The 20,851-nt window shown below is 32.9% G+C and carries 24 protein-coding genes and 1 tRNA gene; 9 read left to right on the forward strand and 16 right to left on the reverse strand.

Going from position 1 to position 20,851, the window contains the following annotated elements:
• Positions 1 to 89 precede the first annotated feature (89 nt).
• The 6 genes from phytr_RS00815 to phytr_RS00840 form a co-directional block, all read right to left on the reverse strand.
• Positions 90 to 1,199 carry an ankyrin repeat domain-containing protein gene (locus phytr_RS00815; protein ID WP_106873999.1) on the reverse strand — a complete coding sequence of 370 codons (1,110 nt, stop codon included), beginning with the start codon at positions 1,197 to 1,199 and terminating at the stop codon, positions 90 to 92.
• A gap of 184 nt (positions 1,200 to 1,383) precedes the next feature.
• The gene (locus tag phytr_RS00820) at positions 1,384 to 2,181 is read right to left on the reverse strand and encodes an enoyl-ACP reductase FabI (RefSeq protein ID WP_106874000.1); all 798 of its coding nucleotides are present in this window, start codon (positions 2,179 to 2,181) and stop codon (positions 1,384 to 1,386) included.
• Between the two features lie 18 nt (positions 2,182 to 2,199).
• Entirely contained in the window at positions 2,200 to 2,889 is a 690-nt protein-coding gene (locus phytr_RS00825) for an alpha/beta hydrolase (protein ID WP_106874001.1), read from the reverse strand.
• 1 nt (position 2,890) lies between these two features.
• Positions 2,891 to 3,736: a DsbA family protein gene (locus tag phytr_RS00830; protein ID WP_158706814.1), complete on the reverse strand. Its 846-nt coding sequence runs from the start codon at positions 3,734 to 3,736 to the stop codon at positions 2,891 to 2,893.
• Between the two features lie 19 nt (positions 3,737 to 3,755).
• A tRNA-Gln gene (locus tag phytr_RS00835) sits at positions 3,756 to 3,830 on the reverse strand.
• A gap of 137 nt (positions 3,831 to 3,967) precedes the next feature.
• The gene (locus tag phytr_RS00840) at positions 3,968 to 4,720 is read right to left on the reverse strand and encodes a winged helix-turn-helix domain-containing protein (protein ID WP_106874003.1); all 753 of its coding nucleotides are present in this window, start codon (positions 4,718 to 4,720) and stop codon (positions 3,968 to 3,970) included.
• A 764-nt stretch (positions 4,721 to 5,484) separates the two neighbouring features.
• On the opposite strand from phytr_RS00840, the gene phytr_RS00845 reads away from it, so the two are divergent.
• Positions 5,485 to 5,997 carry a hypothetical protein gene (locus phytr_RS00845; protein WP_106874004.1) on the forward strand — a complete coding sequence of 171 codons (513 nt, stop codon included), beginning with the start codon at positions 5,485 to 5,487 and terminating at the stop codon, positions 5,995 to 5,997.
• 100 nt (positions 5,998 to 6,097) lie between these two features.
• Here phytr_RS00845 and phytr_RS00850 read toward each other — a convergent pair whose 3' ends face one another.
• A complete protein-coding gene (locus phytr_RS00850) occupies positions 6,098 to 7,753 on the reverse strand; it encodes a PHA/PHB synthase family protein (protein WP_106874005.1) in 1,656 nt (551 codons plus the stop codon).
• A 116-nt stretch (positions 7,754 to 7,869) separates the two neighbouring features.
• On the opposite strand from phytr_RS00850, the gene folK reads away from it, so the two are divergent.
• The 3 genes from folK (at position 7,870) to phytr_RS00865 (ending at position 10,734) form a co-directional block, all read left to right on the forward strand.
• Positions 7,870 to 8,367: a 2-amino-4-hydroxy-6-hydroxymethyldihydropteridine diphosphokinase gene (folK, locus tag phytr_RS00855; RefSeq protein ID WP_106874006.1), complete on the forward strand. Its 498-nt coding sequence runs from the start codon at positions 7,870 to 7,872 to the stop codon at positions 8,365 to 8,367.
• A 123-nt stretch (positions 8,368 to 8,490) separates the two neighbouring features.
• The gene (locus phytr_RS00860) at positions 8,491 to 8,718 is read left to right on the forward strand and encodes a Fe-S cluster assembly protein IscX (RefSeq protein ID WP_106874007.1); all 228 of its coding nucleotides are present in this window, start codon (positions 8,491 to 8,493) and stop codon (positions 8,716 to 8,718) included.
• A gap of 3 nt (positions 8,719 to 8,721) precedes the next feature.
• Positions 8,722 to 10,734, forward strand: coding sequence for a 3-hydroxyacyl-CoA dehydrogenase NAD-binding domain-containing protein (locus phytr_RS00865; protein WP_106874008.1), 2,013 nt, complete (start codon positions 8,722 to 8,724; stop codon positions 10,732 to 10,734).
• Between the two features lie 133 nt (positions 10,735 to 10,867).
• On the opposite strand, the gene phytr_RS00870 is transcribed toward phytr_RS00865, so the two are convergent.
• The 8 genes from phytr_RS00870 to phytr_RS00905 all read right to left on the reverse strand — a co-directional run bounded on the left by phytr_RS00870 (position 10,868) and on the right by phytr_RS00905 (position 15,746).
• Positions 10,868 to 11,404, reverse strand: a complete 537-nt coding sequence (locus tag phytr_RS00870; protein ID WP_106874009.1) for a DUF2335 domain-containing protein — start codon at positions 11,402 to 11,404, stop codon at positions 10,868 to 10,870.
• A 140-nt stretch (positions 11,405 to 11,544) separates the two neighbouring features.
• On the reverse strand, positions 11,545 to 12,336 hold the full coding sequence (locus phytr_RS00875) for a DUF2163 domain-containing protein (protein ID WP_106874010.1): 792 nt from the start codon (positions 12,334 to 12,336) through the stop codon (positions 11,545 to 11,547).
• The gene (locus phytr_RS00880) at positions 12,333 to 12,932 is read right to left on the reverse strand and encodes a DUF2460 domain-containing protein (protein WP_106874011.1); all 600 of its coding nucleotides are present in this window, start codon (positions 12,930 to 12,932) and stop codon (positions 12,333 to 12,335) included. Before phytr_RS00880 ends, phytr_RS00875 begins: the two co-directional genes overlap by 4 nt.
• Positions 12,929 to 13,321: a hypothetical protein gene (locus phytr_RS00885; RefSeq protein WP_106874012.1), complete on the reverse strand. Its 393-nt coding sequence runs from the start codon at positions 13,319 to 13,321 to the stop codon at positions 12,929 to 12,931. Before phytr_RS00885 ends, phytr_RS00880 begins: the two co-directional genes overlap by 4 nt.
• 4 nt (positions 13,322 to 13,325) lie before the next feature.
• On the reverse strand, positions 13,326 to 13,643 hold the full coding sequence (locus tag phytr_RS00890; RefSeq protein WP_106874013.1) for a head-tail adaptor protein: 318 nt from the start codon (positions 13,641 to 13,643) through the stop codon (positions 13,326 to 13,328).
• Complete coding sequence (locus phytr_RS00895) at positions 13,640 to 14,137, reverse strand: head-tail connector protein (RefSeq protein WP_106874014.1); 498 nt, start codon at positions 14,135 to 14,137, stop codon at positions 13,640 to 13,642. Before phytr_RS00895 ends, phytr_RS00890 begins: the two co-directional genes overlap by 4 nt.
• A gap of 6 nt (positions 14,138 to 14,143) precedes the next feature.
• A complete protein-coding gene (locus tag phytr_RS00900; protein ID WP_106874015.1) occupies positions 14,144 to 15,217 on the reverse strand; it encodes a phage major capsid protein in 1,074 nt (357 codons plus the stop codon).
• 7 nt (positions 15,218 to 15,224) lie between these two features.
• Positions 15,225 to 15,746: an HK97 family phage prohead protease gene (locus phytr_RS00905; RefSeq protein WP_106874016.1), complete on the reverse strand. Its 522-nt coding sequence runs from the start codon at positions 15,744 to 15,746 to the stop codon at positions 15,225 to 15,227.
• 152 nt (positions 15,747 to 15,898) lie between these two features.
• Here phytr_RS00905 and tatA point away from each other — a divergent pair, with 152 nt between their 5' ends.
• The 5 genes from tatA to acpS all read left to right on the forward strand — a co-directional run bounded on the left by tatA (position 15,899) and on the right by acpS (position 19,850).
• Entirely contained in the window at positions 15,899 to 16,054 is a 156-nt protein-coding gene (tatA, locus tag phytr_RS00910; protein WP_106874017.1) for a twin-arginine translocase TatA/TatE family subunit, read from the forward strand.
• 115 nt (positions 16,055 to 16,169) lie between these two features.
• Positions 16,170 to 16,859: a hypothetical protein gene (locus phytr_RS00915; protein WP_106874018.1), complete on the forward strand. Its 690-nt coding sequence runs from the start codon at positions 16,170 to 16,172 to the stop codon at positions 16,857 to 16,859.
• A 101-nt stretch (positions 16,860 to 16,960) separates the two neighbouring features.
• The gene (locus phytr_RS00920; protein ID WP_106874019.1) at positions 16,961 to 17,347 is read left to right on the forward strand and encodes a DNA-directed RNA polymerase subunit omega; all 387 of its coding nucleotides are present in this window, start codon (positions 16,961 to 16,963) and stop codon (positions 17,345 to 17,347) included.
• Between the two features lie 23 nt (positions 17,348 to 17,370).
• The gene (locus phytr_RS00925) at positions 17,371 to 19,491 is read left to right on the forward strand and encodes a RelA/SpoT family protein (protein WP_106874020.1); all 2,121 of its coding nucleotides are present in this window, start codon (positions 17,371 to 17,373) and stop codon (positions 19,489 to 19,491) included.
• On the forward strand, positions 19,491 to 19,850 hold the full coding sequence (gene acpS / locus phytr_RS00930; protein ID WP_106874021.1) for a holo-ACP synthase: 360 nt from the start codon (positions 19,491 to 19,493) through the stop codon (positions 19,848 to 19,850). Before phytr_RS00925 ends, acpS begins: the two co-directional genes overlap by 1 nt.
• Before the next feature lie 98 nt (positions 19,851 to 19,948).
• Here the strand turns inward: acpS and phytr_RS00935 are convergent, their stop codons facing one another.
• Entirely contained in the window at positions 19,949 to 20,740 is a 792-nt protein-coding gene (locus phytr_RS00935) for a methyltransferase domain-containing protein (protein ID WP_106874022.1), read from the reverse strand.
• Positions 20,741 to 20,851: the final 111 nt, after the last annotated feature.

Here is a 20,851-nt window from a genome sequence, read left to right on the forward strand (position 1 = left end):
ATAAATTTGAAAGTGATATACAATTTAGTTGATACGTAATTTGCCACTTAAGTTGAAGTATGTTGCAATCTCTCAAAAACAATATCTAATTATATGCTACTAGATTCTTGACCTAAGTTCTTTACTTCCGGGTCTTTGTGTTCTTCCGAAATACTGGAAGATAGGCCGAGAAGATCAACTTGACCACTTAAATGAGTTATATCATCTTGTGATATTGAACTTTCTTTTTCTTGAAGCCATTGTTTTATGTCTTCTCTATCAGGAAAACCGAAAGCCGCTAAAGAAACATTATGAAAGGGACCATGCTTCCACCATTGCGTTAGTTCAATAAAACCTTCTATACTATCAGTAGTAACTTCTATAGGTTTTGCACTTTGTTTATTTAATGCAAAAATATTTGCTTGATGTTTTAAAAGTATTTTTACTGCATTTGGCCTTAAGAATTTTGCGGCCAGGTGCAATGGTGTACTACCTTCATCATCCAAAGTTGCTGGATCATTGGGATTTATCTTTTGCAAAAGAGCCTCTAATATTTCAGGATCATCTTTTAATATTGCTATATCTAGGGCCTTATAGCCATATTTACTTGGTTTATGTAATTCAATTTCTCTATCTTTTAAAAACTCATTGATTGCATTGAGATCCTTTTTGATGATAGCTCTTTGTAACATAGTCCAACCATCTTGGCCTAAAGCGTTTACATCAAGGCCAAGTTGCCTAAATAGAGCTCCTCCAAAATCGATTTGAGGAATTGGTATTCCTAGTGTAGGATGAACTTGCCCGCTAGCGCGGCCTAGTAGATCTATTATCTGAAAGGCTTTTTCTTTATCGCTGTCAGTTATTGTAGTTTTGGCATATGAAGCAAGCATTGTTGTGCTAACTGACTGATGTGGTGTATGGCTATCAAGGTTCAAGACATGAGGATTGGCGCCATGCTTTAAAAGTAAATCTACCTTATCTGGATTAAAGGACATTGCAGCTAAGTGTAAGGGGGTGTCTTTTTCCTTATCTTGAATATTTGGATCAGCGCTTTGTTGTAGTAAGAATTCGAAAGTTTCGGGATTGCTGAGATTTACAGCTAGATGTAAAACTGTTTTGCCGTTTTCATCCTGAGTGTTGATACCTTGATCTTGAAGTATTTGTGTTATTAAGTCGATACGATTTTCCTTAAGGGCATCATGCAAATCTTGATTTATCATAACAATATAGAGAATGAATTTATAAAATTGATTATAAAATCAAATATCTAATATAGCAATGATAATTAAGTATTATAAAATTTTTTTACTTTTTGGTTGGCTATCATTACCTATCTTTACAATACAGATACGAAAATATCAAAGAAATAATGAAATACACTTTAATATTTTATCTGTTAAGTTGTTAAAGAGCATTATGTTCTTCACTTGGGTGTCTTGAAGCAAGTCCAATAGAGCTAAAACCGCCATCAACATAATGAATCTCTGCTGTAACTCCACTTGCAAGATCACTTAACAGATATAAAGATGATTTAGCAACTTCTTCAGGTGATACGTTTCGTTGAAGAGGTGCTGTTGATTGGTGGGATTGTAGCATCTTGCCAAAGTCTCCTATCGCGCTAGCTGCTGGAGTTCTTATCGGTCCAGCTGAAATAGCATTAACTCTAATATTTGGACCTAGGTCATTACTTAGGTATCGTACGCTAGACTCAAGCCCTGCTTTAGCAACACCCATTACGTTGTAATTTGGTATAACCTTAACCGCGCCATAGTAACTTAAAGTCAGAACGCTTGCTCCAGGATTTAATAATTTTTCGAAGTGTTTGCATAAACTGATGAATGAATAGCAAGATACGTTCATTGTATTAAGAAAGTTCTCTAAAGAAGTATCTACAAAACGACCTTTTAATTCATCTTTGTTAGAGAAGGCAATTGAGTGTACTAAAAAGTCTAGTTTATGGCCTTTATTTTGAATATTTGCGGCTAAATTAGCTATGGCTTCAGGCTCTGATACGTTGCATTGAAAAGTATCTATAGCACCTAATTCTTGAGCTATAGGATCTAGCCTTCTTTTTATCGAATCATTTGGATAAGTTAAAATTAAATCAGCCCCATGTTCTCTTAAAAGCTTTGCAATAGAATATGCAATAGAACTGGTAGTTGCAACTCCTAAGATAATACCTTTTTTATTCTGAAATAACATAAATTTAGCCTCGTTAAGTTAATCTAATAATACTACTTTTGATTTTTTGATAACCTCCGCTTCGTTGCCTACTGGCTGATTGTTTAAAATCTTCTGTATATAATCGTCTAAAGTTTGTCCTAATTGATCTAATCTATTCCTAAACAAATGATCAGCGCCTTCAATAATTCGGCAAGTGATTTCTACACCTTGGCGTTTTGGTGTTTTATTCACGAAGTCTAGTACTGCATCTCTTGGGACAACGCTGTTTAAATCTCCTTGCAGTACCAAACCTGATACTGGGCAAGGTGATAGGAAAGAAAAATCATGCTTATTAACGGGAGGTGAGGCTACGATAAAATGCATAACTTCAGGTCTGCGCATCGTTAATTCCATTCCAATTCGTGCACCAAATGCAAATCCTGCAACCCAATATGACGTGTTGATTCCATGTTTTTCTTCTAACCAGTCTAAGGCGGTGGATGCATCGACTAATTCTCCTATACCTTGGTCAAAACGCCCTTGAGATTTATCAATTCCTCGAAAATTAATTTTGAGTACAGAGAAGCCATTTGATACAAAATTTTTATACATCTTGCAAACTACGGCATCGTTCATACTGCCCTCGGGATGAGAATGGAGTATTAAAGCTACAGGCTTATCTTCTTGAGGAGAACAATGATATTCTCCTTGAATTCTACCAGCTGAGCTATTAAAGAAAACTTCCATGTTATTTTTTATTAAGTTGTTCCTTAATTAAATCTTGTAATACCTCTGATTCTACAAATCCTGGAAGAATTTGGTCTCCTACTACTATAATTGGCACGCCTGATACTTCAAGATATTTAGCAAGTTCAGATACTTTAGATAAGTATGATGATACATAGTCTTTGCTGGATTCTTTTTCTATATCTTGAATTTGAAGTCCGTGAGAGGTTAGAACATCACTAATTCCTTGCCTGTTGACTGATTTAAGTTCCATTATATCATCATGGATGTCTTTGAAGCGCTCTGGAGCTAACTTATTTACAGCTATCATTAATTTTGTGACGTAAACTGATCCTTCACCTAGCACAGGGTAAAGGTTATATACTAGTGATAACTTGGGGTTATTGTTTAAAACTTCTTTTAATGAACCATTCAGCTTTTTGCAGTATATGCAGTTATAGTCAAGAAACGCAAATATTTTTAAATCTATATTTTGTGTGCGATAAACTGGAAACACATTAGGGTCACTTAATTCTGAAAGTTTTTCTTTAACCTTAGATGCTATGTTAAACTTATGTTCTTCGTATCTTTTCTTTTGGAATGATTCTAATGTTGATATAATTATTTCGGGATTATCAGCAATATACTGTTTTACTATTTTTTCTACATCTTGTTTGAATTCTTCCTTTTTTTCTTGTTCTGCTAAGGTTTGGAGTTTGTTGTCATTAGTGTTTTCAACTGCAATAACACTTGTTTTGGGTAGTTCATTTAAGGGTTTAGAGATTGTTCTATATCCTAAAAAGGCTATGACTAAGATTGCAGTTGCAATAATGAACTTAACTGCGTGTTTATTGTTCTTTTCTGACATAAAGATATGAAATGTAAATTGGCTGGGGCGGCTGGATTCGAACCAACGCATGTCGGCTCCAAAAACCGATGCCTTACCGCTTGGCGACGCCCCAAATTATAATAAGTTATAAACAATAACTTATATTTTCATACTAACTGACTTTTGTCAATAGTGCTTATTTTTTGAGATAGAATTTTGTTGAAAAAGCACTAACGCTTTGCGCTCAAAGCGTTAGTATTAAAATTAAATTTACATTGGATCGCCAGGTAGACTGAGGCAATATCCAATTGATCTGATAGTTTGGATAACGGGCATATTTGATATCTTTTTTAAGGCAGATCTAAGTCTATTCATGTGAACATCTACGGTCCTTAAGTCGATTCTTGAACAATCCATGCCCCAGACATAATCCACGATTTGTTGTCTTGAAAATATGCATTTAGGATCTTGGATTAAAAGCTCTAAAATTTTGAATTCTGTAGGGCCAAGGCGCACTAACTGACCTTGTCTAAAAACTTTGTAGCTACCTAAATCTACTGTAACGTCTTTGTGTTTTAAAAATCTATCACACAATACAGGTTGAGATTTTCTTAAAAGCTCCTTAATATTTCTCATTAATTCGCTATGTACTATAGGTCTTTCTAAGAATTCAATTAAGCCATTATCTAAATCCTTAAAAAATTCCTTATCTTTTTCATCATCTAACATCAGAATTAAAGGCATACTCTTGTATCCTTCAACAGCTCTGATGTCAGATACTAATTTGTACAATGATTTTTTATTATTATCGTGATCGTCAAAATTCTCTTTATCTAACCTTGAACTTAAAACTCCTAAATGCGGACGGTGGAGGGCTAAATTCCTTATTCCCATGTCACTGCTTGTGGTCCTAATAACATTGAACCAATATCTCTCAATTGCATTTGCCACGAAATCCATGGATTCTACATCACTATCGATCAAAAGAACCTTGGGTGGCATCTTATCTATCATGTCGCTCATAAACAAACCTACTTTATTAAAATTTTATTTCTTATTACTTAATTATAGTTTGATTTAGTTAATAATTAATTTCATCATAAATAATTCTACTATACAAATCAATATTTAAATCAAAATTATTTTCCAATTTCAGTACATTATGATCTCAGGTAACGTAATTATAATATTTTGAACAAAATTAAATTTAAAATAACCAAAATTTATAATACTAAATGATACATTTTGCTACCTTGAACACCATACTAAAAATAGTTGACCTTACTTTTTACCCTTATTTAAGAGGTTTAAGAGTGTAATATAACGCTAGCGTAATAATGAATAAAAACTTTAAAACACTTTTAAATAAAAAATAAAATTTGTATTCCAACTTGTCAAACTAATAATACACTAATTAACATCCGATTGAAAGTCTTTCTGTCTAAATCTAATTGTCACAAATTCTTTCAATAAAATTATGCGGTTAACATTTTATGTATAACTGCATATTTTATTATGATTGTGAAATAGTTCTTGTCAATTATAAGTTTTTAAGTATATAATCGCTGGAACAGAATTATTAGAATCTCTGAATACCTGAATTGTAAAGCAATTTAACCTATAATTAATTTGCGGGACTTTGATAATACTGCAAGATGTAAGATTTAGTTATATAAATAAGTTTAAGTATAGAGCATGTTACTTTTATATGGCAAAAAAATATACTTAAAGTTTTTAAAAAAATAGTTTGTAAACCAATAATTTATCTGATACTATACTTTTAATATATGAATTATTTATTAAATGAACCTATGGTTATACTTACAGTGTTTTGTATCATTACTATTAACGTTTATGCTGTAATGCAGATTTTTAAGTTGCAAGATATTGTAAGGCAAAAAGATCAGCAATTATGGAACCAGCAGTTGGATATGCAGCTGTTTGTGAAAATAATGAATCTTGCCAATAGCGATCTAAATAAGTTGGTAAGTTTGTTGAAAGGATATACTAAGGCGTCATCAATAGTTATATATAATTCTTTAACCAAAGATTTTAACTTTCTTGATGGAGAAGGAGATTTGAAAAATTATATCATTGCAAATTGCCTCCATATTTTAGAAGATGGTTTTAATAATCAGGTATTAGATATCGAAAATGCTAGCTTACTTTTTACCAGGGCTGGTGAAAATGTAATAATTTTTAAATTTGATTCTAAAGTCTGTATGAAAGAGTCTACCTTGGATATTATAAAAGCCGCTTTGGGTTTTGCTGGAAATTCAAATGGAGCAATTTGCTATTAGACATTATTTTATAAGTATCTAAATCTAAAAAATTTCAAAAATAAATTTCATAAACGGTGATTAAGTTGTAATTATTAATACTTAGTCAACGCATAGTTTCTTAAGACTTGCAAAATTCTCCAGGTGCTTTTCCAATAGATGGGATATCTTTATATTTTAATGGTTTAGTTAATTCGCCGCTGTATTGTTTTAGCCAATCAACGTATGTATTCCACCAAGAGCCTTGAAATTGTTTAGCAGAATCAAGCCATGCCAGACTGCATTCTTGAGTTTTGCCTAGCCAATGGTTGTATTTATTAAGATGTGGAGGATTTAAAATACCTGCAACATGCCCTGAGTCTGTTAAACAAAAGGTTTTATCTCCATCTAAACAGTTCATACTTTTGTAACTTTGTTTCCAAGGAACGATGTGGTCGTTTTTAGAAGCAACAAAAAAAGATGGAATACTTATTTTGCTTAGGTCAATTCTGGTGTTTAAAACTGATATCTGATTTGGGGTAGAAAGTAAGTTTTCTAAGCACATTTTTTCTAAATAAAACTCAAACATCTTCAGTGGCATATTAACGTAATCTGCATTCCAATAAAGTATGTCAAAAGCTTTGGAGTCATTTCCTTGCAAATAATGATTAATGTAGGTGGACCAAATCATCTCTTTGGATTTAAGTAGGTTGAAAAAGTTATATAAAAGACTTCCATCAAAATATCCAGCTTTGTGGCCTAATTTTTTAAATTGCTCTATTGTTTCTTGACGTATAAAGACCGATAAATCTCCTAAATCACTAAAATCTAATAGGGTATTAAAAAAAGTGGCAGAATTAAAAATGTTGATATTACGTTTTACGCAATAACCAAGTAACGTGCCAAGCATTGTGCCTCCTATGCAATATCCAATTGCATTAAGTTTTTTATATCCAAATTCTTCTAAGATGTATCTTGTAGGCTCTAAGATACCTTGTTTTATATATTCCTCAAATGTAAAGTTTTGCTCAGATGATTTAGGATTGACCCACGATAAGATAAATACCTGAAAATTATTATCTACAAGCCATTTTACAAATGAATTAGACTCGGATAGATCAAGTACATAAAATTTATTAATGCATGGAGGGACAATTAAAATAGGTATTGAGTATACGTCTTTTTTTGGTTTATAGCAGATTAGTTCAATAATAGAGTTTTTATATATCACTTTACCTTCTGTTGATGCAATGTTCTTGCCTAATTTGAAAGGTTTAGGATCTACAGTAGGAAGCATGAAGTATCCCTTACTTGAATGTAGCCATTCGTCTTGAAAATTTGCTATGCCTTTAAAGATATTCTCTAACTTAGAATCTATACATTTATTTAAGGATTTGTCGTTAAATAGAATAAAGTTTGCTGGATCACAAGCGTTAAAGAATTGTTTAATCCAGAAAGTGAAGTATCCTCGATCTTTATCTTCAATCTGAGTATCTTCTACTAATTCTAAATAATAATTTAATAGTTCCTTGTGTAATACCTTTATAAGTTCATTGGTATTTAATGATGCGGTACTTGCTTGAATTATCTTGAGTTGGTAAGACAAAGTTTTATTATGGATCTTAACTGGGTCTTTAAGTATTTGTGGTAGAGTTTTATTTAGAATATCAAAAAATAGCTTATTAAACACTGGCGCCATCTGCATTAGAGGATTCTCGGCTATATTTTTGTATAGGGCTTTATGATATTCTTGAGCTATATTATTGAAATAAGTAAAATTTTGATTGATATTTTGCATATTTTATCTCCTATAAGTAGATACATAGCGATAATACGCCTAATATTTGGGGTCTTAAAATACAAACATGCGAAATAAGAAAAATTCTTTAGAGATAATGAAAAATTTACACATATATGAAGGTATTTATTGGTTTAGGTAGTAATTTGGGTAATAAAAGGCAAAATTGCTTGAACGCGATAAATCTCTTAAGTTCAGTTTTGTCTATCAAACAAATAAAATGTTCAAGATTTTATTCTTCAAAGGCTTTAACGGAAAACAAAGATGGTGGTCCAGATTTTATTAATGCTGTAATAAGTTGTGATGCTTATCAAGGGCCATACGAATTACTTTGGGGGCTCAAATTTATAGAAACCCAAATAGGACGTGCCAATTCAGGCCAAAGATGGTCGCCTCGGATAATTGATTTAGATATTTTGTTTATGGATGATCTTATATTAGAAAGTGATCGACTAACCATACCTCATAATCAAATGCACTTAAGAGACTTTGTGCTTCGGCCTTTGTGCGACCTTGCTCCTAGTAAAAAGCACCCTATTTTAGGCCTTAGTTGTTTCGATTTAAACAGAGTGTTGCAAATTAGCTATGTTACCAATACAATGCAAGCCGAATAAAATTTTCAAATATTTTCTTTTTCATTGAGGTGATACTAAATAAAAATGTTTTAATGTTCGCTAATTAGCGCGCGGTTTTACCCTGCTCTAAGTAGTTAATATCAATATTTACACTAATTTAGTATGAGAAATTGGGGATGGAATGTGGCTAAAATTGCTGAAAGCTTAAATAAGCAGTATTCGGACGAAGATATAGATGATATCTCACAATTAGAATTAGCAGAGTTGCATGATATGATAATCCATTTGGATGATTTTGAAGATGATTCAAGTCTTTATAATTCAGAAACCTTGCAAAGTATGCTACAAGCAGTTTTAGAACAATGGAAAGAAATTATAGTAAGGGAATAAATTATGCGTATCGCTGTCATAGGAGCGGGCGTTATGGGAAGGTCCATAGCTTCGCATATTGCTAGTTGTGATCATCAAGTTTTATTACTCGATATTGTAGATCCAAAGCAGACTGACAGAAATTATGTTGTGCAAAACGCGATTGACAGCTTAAAATCAAATAATAGATCTTTAATATCCCATCCCGATAAAATTAAAAATATAAAAATAGGCAACTTAGAAGATGACATAGCCTTGCTTGGCGATTGTGATCTTGTCATCGAAGCCATCGTAGAAAAATTAGAGGTCAAACTAGACTTATATAAGAAAATAGCTAAGTTTTTAAATCCTAATTGCATTCTTGCTTCCAACACTTCAACTTTGTCACTGAACTTGCTCAAAAGTAGTAAGATTTGGCCAAAGACTTTAATATTGCACTTTTTTAATCCAGTTAGATATTTAAGTTTAGTTGAACTTGTTACAGATAGCGATGTTCCAAAATCTAAAGTAGATAAAATTACTGCCTTTTTGACTCATGCTTTAGGGCGCGACGTAGTGCCTTGTAACGATTCACCAGGATTTATAGCAAATAGGGTAGGGTGTTTTTTCCTTGAAGCTGCTTTGCAAAAAGCAATAAAAAGCAAGCTTAATTTATCTAAGTTAGATCTAATAGCTCATAAGCTTTTAGGAATGCCTAGAACCGGCATTTTTGGTTTATATGATCTTATAGGACTTGATGTAATGCATTTAATTGGTGCTTCGTTAACAAAATTTTTACCTAAAGATGATAAGTATCAAAAAGTATACTTTAAAGAAAGTCTAGTAAGTCAATTAATTGCCAAGGGGCAAATAGGATCAAAGTCTGGGAGTGGATTTTATAAAAAAGTGGATAAAAATAGATTAGTGCTTAACCTTGCATCTATGGAATACGAGGCTGCTAATTTAAATGTGGAGTTTGGCTCTATAGATGAATTTAGAAAGTCAAAAGATCCATACGCTCAGTATTTTAGAGAGTTGATAGAAGAGGTCTATAATTATGGTATAAATCTGGTGCCGGAGGTAACTAACTCTATTAAATCTATAGATAAAGTATTGAAGATAGGTTTTAATTGGAGTGGTGGTTTAAGTGGTCTTGCGCAAAATATGGGAATAATTCCAACTCCAAAAGTATCTACAGCTAGGAAAAAAGATGGTGATATAGTAGCAAATAATGCTGACGCTAGTATTTCGACCTATAAAGAAGGACTTGTTTTTACTATAGAAAGTAAAATGGGAGTCCTGACGCATCAAATTTTTGATCTATTAAATAAGGCAATTGATTTAGCAGAAAAGCAGCAAAAAGTTTTGATAGTTAAATCAGGAAGGCATTTTTCTGTTGGTGGTAATTTAAAATATTTCCTTGAACATGCAAAGAATAAAAATTGGAGTGAAGTTGAAAGATTTCTGCAACTAGGTCAAAATTCGATGCAAAGATTCAAGTCCATTACTTCTGTTAGTATTGCGCAAAATTATGCTTTGGGTGGGGGATGTGAATTTTTACTCAACTCTAATAGGGTTATAGCCGGTCTTGAGCTTCAAGGGGGTCTAGTAGAGTCGACTATAGGACTAATACCTGCATGGGGAGGTTTTAAGGAAATGACTTTGAGATCTAATGGTGATAGCTTACTACTTAAAAAGCATTTAGGTAATATCATTTTTGGAAATAGAACTACATCGGCTGATTATTTTAAAGATGATTATTCAGTTTCTTTGCTTAAGGTTATGCATCCAGATGATAGATTAGACAAAGCCTTGGCACTTGATGTAAGATGCGCTGCTAGTAGTAGTTACGAAATTAAGGTCCCTAACGATTTTAATTTAGAAGATTGTTTCCCAAATGCGGATGAATTTCAAAAGCTTCTTATAAATCGCATGAGCAAAATCCTTAAAAGGTCCGGATTAAAAGTACAAGATTTGCTAGATGCTGAGAGAGAAATCTTTATGGAGTTGATCAAAACTCAGTCTACCATAGATAAAATATCTAAAGTAGTTGGTTAAAAAACGATTCTTTTTGGTGATTTTGTCGTCAGAATTGTGCTCAAATCCTCAAATACGTTTAGTATTATCCGGTTTTCCGCGCGATTCTTCCTAAAAATCTCTCAAAAACTATCATTTTTTCTTAAAACTAAGGTTATTTACGTTTTCTTATTGTTCTTCTTTTTTTGGTTTGTCGTTCTTGATTCCAATGAGGTTTGGGTTCTTGATGAACTTTTATCTCTTCATGCTTTTTTACGGGTTCAGGAGCTACTTTTGGCACAGGTGTTGTTCTAAAATATGCAACAAGTGAAACAGCAAAGATGCTGGTAAAAGCAATTGCTGCAAAAACAAGTGAATGACCTAAACTTTTTTTAGATAAAACAATCGTTGCATAAGCGATGATAATAATCGTGAAAGATGCAAACATTTTGCCTATGGTTTCGGTTTTGGAATGCATAAATATTTTTGCCCTTTCCATTGCATGTTTATGCTTTTGTTCCTGCTCCATTAATCCTAAAAGCTTTTCAACCGTTCCTGGCATAATTTCCTCATAAGCATGCAGAACTTCAGGTGGAGGCATTAGGCCTTCAAATTCATTCCTTACTTTGTGCATGTAAGAGTGATTAAGGTTAGGAGTAATTTTATTTAAGTGGTTATCCTCTACAAAAAAATGCTTAACTTCTCTACTCATAATTTGCGATTTTTTTAAAGCTGTTATTCAAATATTCCAATACATTTGGCCAATAATGTCCAAGTTTATTTGCCTGTTCTTGATTTTCATAGTATTTATCAACGCACTCAAAGCAACTGATAAACCCGGTAAAAAATTTTCTAATACATTCTTTCATAAATCATTTCAGGTAAAAATGGTTCACCTCTAAAATTTAATACATTGTTAAATTTATTACAACAAGTTTTGATCTTTTTATCGCATCCTGGTGAAATCCTGACTTCAGTAACACTGCAAAATTCTGGTGGCACTGCTTCTGCTAAGATTAGTGAGTTAGAGGTTTGTCTAATAATTAGTATAGGCTTGCTTGTATCGCTGAAATGGACTTTGCCATAATCATAATAGCCTAATTCCTTGTCTATATCAAGAAAAATCGTTGTACCCGAGATATTGGAGACCCTGATAGTTTGGCTTATAGAATTTAAATCTACGCCGCATTGTTTATCTCCAAGATTGGCTCTACAGGTTTTACTGTAAAATTTTGTAACATTTTTCTCTAAGTTATGTATTTGGCTTTTAAGATGCAAGATGAAATGAATATTTTCTTTGTGCACGTTAAAACAAAATAAGGTTGCGATATCTTCGATTATATTCTGCTCTATGAAAATTAACTTAATTTTTACCTTAGCATCTTTGATAATATCTAAAATTTCAACTGCATTATTTTCGTAATTCCCCTTAATCTCTACCCAATCGTGTGCTGAGTCGTTAAAATGGGCTTTAGTAATCTCCAAAGAAGAGTATGCTGTATAAGTTGTTTCCCTTAATGTAAATTCTTGAGAGTGGTTAGTGAGATATAATTTCTTACCATTTTCAAGTTCTACATCAAATCCAAATACAAACGTAGCTCCTTCTCTTATCAACTTTTTAGATTCGTTGCTTAATTTTCTCATGGCATTACCTCAATTAGTTCAATATCCTCCAGCATTATGCTGCCATCTTTAGAGATAGAGTAATTAAAATAGTCTTCCTTAAAGCGAACAGGGACATAAAAGTCAAAATTTGCGATTAATCCAACGCCCTCAGGTAATGGATCTTTTAATGTTAAAATGCCTAAATCATAATGAATTTCTGCATGAATTTCCTTTTGATCCGTAGTTTTAAACTCTATACTTTGAGGTATGGGTTTAAAAATACGTCTAAAATATTTTTGATCACCAAACGAATATTCCTTAAATAATTTGTATGTAATTGGGTCATTGATTTCCGAGCTTAATATTTGTTCTATTGCAGTATGATCAGAATGATCTTTCATACAAAATCCGCAAGCTGCTCCTTTAGTATTTCTAAAAAATGCATTGAATTCATTAAGTTCTAAAGGTGTGAGGTGACAGTTTTTAATAGTATATTTTTGGCATGCATTTTGCAGGTTAGCAAATCTTACTTCTCGTCCTGAGATAGTGCGTATTATAGATGTATCAAAATGCGGACCTCCAGTAATGTAAGGACTTAGGAATTCGGGTAACAGAACGTTGAGAAAATTTGTCATATTTTTCTAATAAGGCTTAAGTATTTAATAGAGAGCTTTAAAGTTAGTGTGTCTTCACTTTTGGATAAAGTAATATTTTGTTGCTTGATACCTAATATCTTAAATCCAAGATCGTAGTCTTTTAATCTAAGTAAACATTCGTCTATCTTATCTGCCAGACTAATACCTACTTGTGGAGTTTGTTCCCGATAAAAAAGGCATATATTAAACTCCACTTCAAAATTTTGATTTTGGTCTGTTACTTTTTGTAACTCAAGCAACAAAAATGGATAGCTAGGATTTTGAGGAGGAGCTAAGTAGATTTGCGGGATAAAATTAATAATATCATCTGACCTCGTTAAGAGATTATAAATACTATCAAGCAAATTACTTACGATACTTAAAGACATAAATTTATACTATTTCGACTGCTATAATTTCAAGGATTTTATCTTGCTCCTCGACGTTAATGATCTTTTTGATTAGAAAATATCTTCGCTTAAAAAAAATCCTCATGCTTTTATCAATCTCAGGAGTAAACCTTATAGTAAAAAGCATGTAAGAAGCTTCTACCATGTTTCCAAAATTAATTTTTTCAAAAAATTTTAGAGTTTTGGGGCTTAATTGCTTAATACTAGCAAATGTTTTAACTCGTGCTAGCCAAGTATTAAAGCGAGTATCATACTCTACAATTTGTATTGGATGTCTTAATTCTGCTGCTAGGCTTTTCATACTAGTATTTTGCGATAAGGTTTATAAAAATTTGAGATCTGATCTAGTTCCTCATTACTTAATACATGTTTTTCATACAAAATTTCCATATGACTCATAAGTGCATGCTTTAGTAAATGAGCTAAATGCATACGTTCAGTTTGATACGTAAAAGCTACTTTGCCTTTAACGTTATCTGGTAATATGATCGTGGTTTTATCTAGACCGATCTGGCATAAATCTTTTATGTCATCGCTCGTGCTGTCACATCTAACCTCAATTATACGTTTAATAGGCGTTATGGGCATTTCCACTTCTTGTGCCTTGACTTCGATAGTTACTTCAATGTTTTTTGAGCATATGTGGCAGTGCAAAAAATTCTCTGCTGTTTCTATAGCTGTAGAAATACAGTTTTTAATAAAATGATCATCATCGTAATGTGATATCTTGAGGAAGCCTTTAGCTTCCTCTACATTAATTATTTGATCCGGAAAAGAAGATGTTACTCTATACATAAAATCCTAGAATTCAAGTACGTTAATAGCTCTTGGATCGATAACTGCGCCTCCAACACGTTTTGTTGCATAGAACTTCACGAAAGGTTTTGAGGTATACGGATCTCTCATGACGTTGACGCTGGCACGATCTACGATCTTATATCCTTTCCTAAAGTCACCAAGGGCAATCACTTTGTTTTTTGCATCTTTTGACATAATTGGCATATCAGCAGAGCAATACACAGGAATACCGAAAAGGGTTTGGGGGGATGTGTCATTGTAAGATGGCTGCCATATAAACCTCCCGGTTTCGTCTTTTAAAGTTTGGATATATGATAATGTAGCTCTATTCATGATAAATGAAGCGTTACCGAGATAGTACTCATCAAGACGATTTATCATGTTTAAAATATCTTCCACATGAATTTCTTTTTCTTTAAGAAGAGCTATTTTTTCAACTTTATCTTCTTTTAGAATTCCTTGTGGTTTTTTATCGCCATCACCATTGATAAACGCATATCCTTCGTTACGACCGAATTGATCAGCTAATCTCTCTAACATCCAGTTATATATGTCGATAGATGAATCATCGATAAGACGTTGAGTTGCTGTTGGTTGAGCGTATACTTCATGCACTTCAATTTGTTTATGCTGCAATTTAGGTGTTCCAACCTTATCTCTCTCTGCTGTTTCAGCAACCCATCCGCTTTCGAATTTACCATCTTCAAAAACAAAATCCACCTTGTTGCTTGATGTTGTAATAACGCTTGCAAGCTTTCTTAAAGGCGAAGTTAAGCTTAATTGGCTTACTATTTCTTGGGAAAAGTGGGGCATAATGAGACCGCCTCCTTCATTTTCGTCAGAAGAGAATTGTTTACTACATTCAAATTTTACCTCACCTTTGCGTAAGTAGTCTGCAAATGCACTTTTTTCTGCGTAACTGCCAGCATTATCGCTGGTTACATGTGGTCTATTTAAGGCTATGTTCATGGATGATACCTGATTTTTTAGTTCTTTATATTCACTGCGAAAGTTATCCCATTCGTTAGAGATGGAAGATATTTGTTTGGCTATATGTTCTTGGATTTGATTTGACATAAAATTCCTATAATTTAAAAATTGTTTTAGATTTAATTGACAATAACTGACTTACATTTTCCCATTCTTGAGGTCTGCTGTGGATTTGATATATCTTAGAGTCCCTATTGGCTGGAAAAGTTACTAAACTTACCTCCCATAAATCGGCTTTTAGTATTTCTCTTTGGCCTGCTTCATTCATTTTGGATTTCTCGATATTAAAGCCTATACTAAAGCTATCGATAGCACCCTGGCGAATTAACGAAACGATCTCATCTGCTTGGCTTACATCTTTGTTAATGCTTGCTTCTACTAATAATCCTTTATGGTCTTCTTTTAAATTTTTGATCACCCCGATAGGTTTTGCGTGATCGTGTTGCCATAATAATTTTATAGTAAAGCCTTGGTAATGCTTAACGATGGAGTCAGCAAAAGCCCCTGGAGAGATTATATCGTTGTGATAATCGGCCTGTCCAAAGACACTAGCATATCCGCTAATTTTAATTTCTTTGTTTGAGGAAGATTTAAGTTCTAAGGTATGTAATTTCATAATTTAATTGTTGATTTGAAGTTACTATAAACCTTATATAATAAAGGAAGCCCACCACTAAGATACCTTATGAAGAAATTTTAAATAGATTTATAGATCTTTATGCAGTACCATATTGATAGTGTCTTTTTATAAAAATTTAAAAATTTTTTATGCTTAGTTTTGGAAATTTGATAGTAATACTACTAATCATACTTTTGCTTTTTGGGGCAAATAAGGTACCCGAGATTATGACGAATCTCGCAAAGGGTTTAAAAGCTTTCAAGGATACTTTAACTGAGGATAAAGATAGTTCTTCTAAGTCTTAAATCCTTGTATTTTTGTTCCGCAGTTGCTGTATTGCTTCCTATTTTGATGATATTATTTCTTCTAAAGACTGATTTCGAGTATTTATTGAAGTAGTATAACTAAAATGCTTAAATTATGGGCAAAAATGGTAATAATAGTGACAATGGTGGTCAGGATACCCACTTTCGTTCTGCTGACGGTCAGAGTGAGACTAAGATAATTTTAGACAAACAAACAGAAGACAAAATAAGTCAACTAAGCCAAAAGTGTGAAAAAGAAGCTACTGATAAAGAGGTAATAGCAGACATTAAAGACTTGATACATTCTGTGGCAGATAAAAATATATCTAAAGTTGATGATAATGAAAAGAGTAATATGGCACAAATGCCTTTACAGATCAGTGATGAAGATTATAGAAGACTCTCAAGTAGAATAAAGAAGAGTCAAGATGTTAATAGAGGTAATCCAGATACATCTAGGAAATTTACAAAGCAAATTCTTAGTGAGTTCATTACAACCAAAGCAAGAGATCGTATAAATTATGTAATAGCTAACAAGTTACTTCATATCAAATCAAACGAGCTGAGAGTTATAGAGAAAGGTAGTGATCATGATTATGCTGCTAGAAAAACATTAGGCATAATAAAATATCTTAGGAGCGGACAGGTTGGTAGAATGTTTAAAATTATTGCTGGTAAAGCTTTGAGGACCTTAACCCTAAGGGCTACGGGTGATGTAAAAGAAAATGCAAGACGACAGATCAACGAAAGGCAAAATAGTGGGAATAAAGGTAAGGGTGGTGGACATGATATCTCTAGACAATAGGAACCCTTAACGAAAATATTGAAGGCATAAACAAATTAATTTTGGTTTTTGATTAATATTTTGGTACAATTATAATTTATCCTTTTGAGTTCAATAATTATATGCAAAATATGTTAGATAATCCTGAAATTTACAGCGAAACAGATAAAAAAAGAAAGAATCACTTTTTAAAAGTTCTGTATGCTTCTTTTAGAGCTAAGCAACTTGAAAATACAGGGATGCCTTACCAAAAAAAGTTCTCAGTAGTTGCTTTAGACGAAATTGAGAAAGGTCTAGATGTTGCTCAGCTTGAGGAAAGCATAATCCATAGCATGCAGAAAAACTATAAACCTACTGTTGTAGAGGTGATAGAAGAAGATGAAAAATTGCTAGAAGATCTGTCCATCACTGATGATGATTATGTACACCATTCTCAAGAGCTAGAGTTATCAGAAGAAGAGAGTGAAGAGATAGAAAGACTCGAAAATGACGAGATGTTAAAAGTCTAATCTTCTTTTGAATATGTTTGAAGATGTATGATGCAAAGTTGATAGATGAACTTACAATTCATGATCCAAACATAGATAAATCTTTAGTAGCTAAAGCCCTCGACTTTGCCGTAAAGTATCACGGCAATCAAAAACGAGATTCTGGGGAACCTTACTATACCCATCCTATTGCTGTTGCCAAGATTGTTGCTAATTTAAAATTTGATGCCTCAACGATTATAACGGCAATTTTACATGATACGATTGAAGATACTGAGCTCACTTTAGAAGAAATAAACAAAAATTTCGGTCCAGAAATTGCAAGCCTTGTTGATGGTGTTACAAAATTAAAAAGGGTTAAGTTGAACAAGGATCAGGTGCATCAAGCTGAAAATTTTAGGAAGCTTTTTCTTGCTATGGTTGCAGACATAAGGGTGCTCGTGGTCAAAATTGCAGATAGGTTGCATAATATGAGAACCATATCTTTCAAATCGGATGAAAAGCGTCGAAAAATTTCTCTTGAGACGCTAGAAATATATTCTCCTCTTGCTGAGAGGGTGGGTTTTCATAAGATTAAGAACGAGTTGCAAGAGATATCTTTTCGTAACTTGTATCCAGAAGTGTATGAGATGGTTATTAAGAAATTAAATAATATCTCAGAAAATAGAAAGAGCTTGATAGAAAATATTGTCATAGAATTAACGGATGTGTTAGCTAGCCATGGATTAAAAGCTGAGGTGTGTGGTAGGCAAAAGGAGCCATATTCCATTTGGACTAAAATGGTCAATAAAAACATCGCTTTTGATAATTTATCCGACATTATGGGATTTCGTATTTTGGTTGGTACTCAAGATGATTGTTACAAAGCCTTAGGTATTATTCACTCGTCTTTTAAGGTTTTGCCTGGCACATTTCATGATTTTATTAGTATTCCAAAGCAAAATGGATATCAATCGCTACATACCCTTATAATTGGTCCAATGCAAAAGCAGATTGAGATACAAATTAGGACCTATGAGATGCATCAGGTAGCTGAGGTGGGGCTTGCGGCTCACTGGACTTATAAACAAGGTTATCAAGATAAAAATACGGAACAGTATAGGTGGATGCGTGAGCTGATTTCTATAATTGAACATTCAAATAGTTCTGAAGAAATGCTGCATCATACTAAGCTTGCGATGTATCAGAACCAAATTTTTTGTTTTACTCCTGGAGGAGATATTATTACTCTTCCTAAAAAGGCGACAGCTATAGATTTTGCATATGCTTTAAGTTCAGATTTTGGTCATCATTGTATAGGTGTAAAAATTAATGGTACCTTAATGCCTTTGCCAACAGAATTAAAAACGGGTGATATGGTTGAGGTTTTGGCATCTGATACTCAGCATCCAATTGGTGCGTGGGAAGATTGGGTTGTTACGGGTAAGGCAAAAGCTGAAATTAGGAAATATTTAAGAAGTCAAGATACGGAGGTGAATATCAACCTTGGTAAAAATATACTAGAAAATGCCCTTTTGTCTATTAATATTTCTAACTTTGATAAAGTATTATCAACAGCGGCTACTAAATTAAATAAGACTCTAGAGGAGTTATACTTGAAAGTTGGCACAGGAGAGATCTCGACTAAGGAGGTAATTGATACATTAGATCTCAAACCTAGTAGACTTAGGTCAATTTTTAGATTTCCAAAATTTAAGAAAGTTACACAACAAGAAATCCAACATTCGCCTATTGCGGGCCTAATACCTGGTATATCGATGCATTTTGCAAAATGTTGTAACCCTATACCAGGTGATAAAATTGTAGGCATCGTATACAGTGGTAAGGGTGTGACGATTCATATAAAGGGTTGTAAGGTATACACAAAGGTTGGGGCAAGTTTAGATAAGATATTGAATTTGAGTTGGCGTCAACTTGATACTGATCTGAAATATGCTGCTCGCATCAGGATCATATCGCATCGTGATGACCGAGTTGTCAATCTGATTGTAGGACATTTGTCAAAATTGTCAGTGCGCTTAATTAATATGCAGGTTAAAAAAGTAGATGAATTTTTTAATGACATATTATGCGATATAGAAGTGATAGATACTGAAGCTCTAAACAATTTGCTTAGTGCACTTAATGTTGAAAGCCTGATCCATTCGGCAAAAAGGGTTGTTTAATGATTTTAGGAATTGGTACTGATATAGTTAATATAGATCGTATTGGAAAAATTTATAATAAATTTCCGCATAGATTTGCTCATAGAATCTTATCGACCCAAGAAGAGGTAATATACGGACAGTTCCAAAATAATGAGCAAAAAATAAGGTATCTAGCTAAGAGATTTGCGGCTAAGGAAGCTTTTGTCAAAGCTTTGGGTATTGGGATGGGGGATATAAGTTTCAGAGATATAAGTATATTAAACGATGCAAGGGGTAAACCTTACATTAAATTTGCAAAAACAATAGAATTTAACATGGAACTATCTATTTCGGATGAGCATGATTATGCTGTAGCCTTTGTGGTATTGTGGGCATAATATCCCGGTATCCTTCTTAAAAAATAAGACTTGTTTTTAACTCTGATTTTACTAAATTATTGGCACTGCTAGACCCAAAATAGATGCGATAGAACCTCTTAGAATAAAGGTTTTATAGGCTGTATCTTGCCAACAAATACACTGCCATAAGGACCACTTCTGGGTTTTGTCAGTTTTTTCACTACAGCTACGCTGTCGTAAAAAGTAATACTTTGAGTCCACCTTAAAAACTCTTTTTCAATATCTGATAAACTATCATAAAATTCTGTATTTTTTGTCTCTGCGCTATTATTAGCATTGATATGGTATGAGTTCAATATATCAATCAACGATTTAAAATATTCTATTTGGGTATAAGGTTTTTGATAACCTCCTTGAAACTCTTTCCAATAGGAAGCATGCATATCTTCTATAATGTATGTCCCTCCAGGTTTAAGTTTGTAAAACATTATCTGGAAGGTTTTTATTACATCGGGGCTTTGGTGAGAACCATCATCTATAATTACGTCAAAATTTAAATTTGGCATATTTTTATTTATGAGCTCTTCTTCGGTCGCATTAAAACAAAAAGTTTGTATATCTTTACCTAAATCTAACTTACAAACATTTTGATCGATATCTAAACCATAAATTTTTGCATTTTTTAGGTACTTGCTTAATATTTGTAAATGACCTCCATTTTGTACTCCTATTTCCAATATTGAAGCATTTTGATTTATATAAGGTGGTAGATAGAATTCATATATATCAAGGTAATTTGCCCATTTCTGTGAAACATTTTCTTTATGCTTAAAAAAGATTTGTTTATAAGTTTTATGCTGCGTAAACTTAAAAATAAAGTATAAGCTCACGCAAAATATAAGAAAAATGATAAAAGTACGTTTATTCATAAAGTCGTAAAGTTATTGGTTCGAAAAGGCTATTTTTTAGCATAAAATTATATTAGATCAATAATTAAGAAAATGCAATGACTTAGACCTACCATTAATTAAGCCTAATAG

Origin of the sequence: Candidatus Phycorickettsia trachydisci, assembly GCF_003015145.1 — a bacterium.
Lineage (GTDB): Bacteria > Pseudomonadota > Alphaproteobacteria > Rickettsiales > Rickettsiaceae > Phycorickettsia > Phycorickettsia trachydisci.

Excerpts from the sequence above, each read along its gene's own strand:
- phytr_RS00815 (WP_106873999.1), bottom strand. The coding sequence starts at position 1,199 with ATGATAAATCAAGATTTGCATGATGCCCTTAAGGAAAATCGTATCGAC.
- phytr_RS00820 (WP_106874000.1), bottom strand. The coding sequence starts at position 2,181 with ATGTTATTTCAGAATAAAAAAGGTATTATCTTAGGAGTTGCAACTACC.
- phytr_RS00825 (WP_106874001.1), bottom strand. The coding sequence starts at position 2,889 with ATGGAAGTTTTCTTTAATAGCTCAGCTGGTAGAATTCAAGGAGAATAT.
- phytr_RS00830 (WP_158706814.1), bottom strand. The coding sequence starts at position 3,736 with ATGTCAGAAAAGAACAATAAACACGCAGTTAAGTTCATTATTGCAACT.
- phytr_RS00840 (WP_106874003.1), bottom strand. The coding sequence starts at position 4,720 with ATGAGCGACATGATAGATAAGATGCCACCCAAGGTTCTTTTGATCGAT.
- phytr_RS00845 (WP_106874004.1), top strand. The coding sequence starts at position 5,485 with ATGAATTATTTATTAAATGAACCTATGGTTATACTTACAGTGTTTTGT.
- phytr_RS00850 (WP_106874005.1), bottom strand. The coding sequence starts at position 7,753 with ATGCAAAATATCAATCAAAATTTTACTTATTTCAATAATATAGCTCAA.
- folK (WP_106874006.1), top strand. The coding sequence starts at position 7,870 with ATGAAGGTATTTATTGGTTTAGGTAGTAATTTGGGTAATAAAAGGCAA.
- phytr_RS00860 (WP_106874007.1), top strand. The coding sequence starts at position 8,491 with ATGAGAAATTGGGGATGGAATGTGGCTAAAATTGCTGAAAGCTTAAAT.
- phytr_RS00865 (WP_106874008.1), top strand. The coding sequence starts at position 8,722 with ATGCGTATCGCTGTCATAGGAGCGGGCGTTATGGGAAGGTCCATAGCT.
- phytr_RS00870 (WP_106874009.1), bottom strand. The coding sequence starts at position 11,404 with ATGAGTAGAGAAGTTAAGCATTTTTTTGTAGAGGATAACCACTTAAAT.
- phytr_RS00875 (WP_106874010.1), bottom strand. The coding sequence starts at position 12,336 with ATGAGAAAATTAAGCAACGAATCTAAAAAGTTGATAAGAGAAGGAGCT.
- phytr_RS00880 (WP_106874011.1), bottom strand. The coding sequence starts at position 12,932 with ATGACAAATTTTCTCAACGTTCTGTTACCCGAATTCCTAAGTCCTTAC.
- phytr_RS00885 (WP_106874012.1), bottom strand. The coding sequence starts at position 13,321 with ATGTCTTTAAGTATCGTAAGTAATTTGCTTGATAGTATTTATAATCTC.
- phytr_RS00890 (WP_106874013.1), bottom strand. The coding sequence starts at position 13,643 with ATGAAAAGCCTAGCAGCAGAATTAAGACATCCAATACAAATTGTAGAG.
- phytr_RS00895 (WP_106874014.1), bottom strand. The coding sequence starts at position 14,137 with ATGTATAGAGTAACATCTTCTTTTCCGGATCAAATAATTAATGTAGAG.
- phytr_RS00900 (WP_106874015.1), bottom strand. The coding sequence starts at position 15,217 with ATGTCAAATCAAATCCAAGAACATATAGCCAAACAAATATCTTCCATC.
- phytr_RS00905 (WP_106874016.1), bottom strand. The coding sequence starts at position 15,746 with ATGAAATTACATACCTTAGAACTTAAATCTTCCTCAAACAAAGAAATT.
- tatA (WP_106874017.1), top strand. The coding sequence starts at position 15,899 with ATGCTTAGTTTTGGAAATTTGATAGTAATACTACTAATCATACTTTTG.
- phytr_RS00915 (WP_106874018.1), top strand. The coding sequence starts at position 16,170 with ATGGGCAAAAATGGTAATAATAGTGACAATGGTGGTCAGGATACCCAC.
- phytr_RS00920 (WP_106874019.1), top strand. The coding sequence starts at position 16,961 with ATGCAAAATATGTTAGATAATCCTGAAATTTACAGCGAAACAGATAAA.
- phytr_RS00925 (WP_106874020.1), top strand. The coding sequence starts at position 17,371 with ATGTATGATGCAAAGTTGATAGATGAACTTACAATTCATGATCCAAAC.
- acpS (WP_106874021.1), top strand. The coding sequence starts at position 19,491 with ATGATTTTAGGAATTGGTACTGATATAGTTAATATAGATCGTATTGGA.
- phytr_RS00935 (WP_106874022.1), bottom strand. The coding sequence starts at position 20,740 with ATGAATAAACGTACTTTTATCATTTTTCTTATATTTTGCGTGAGCTTA.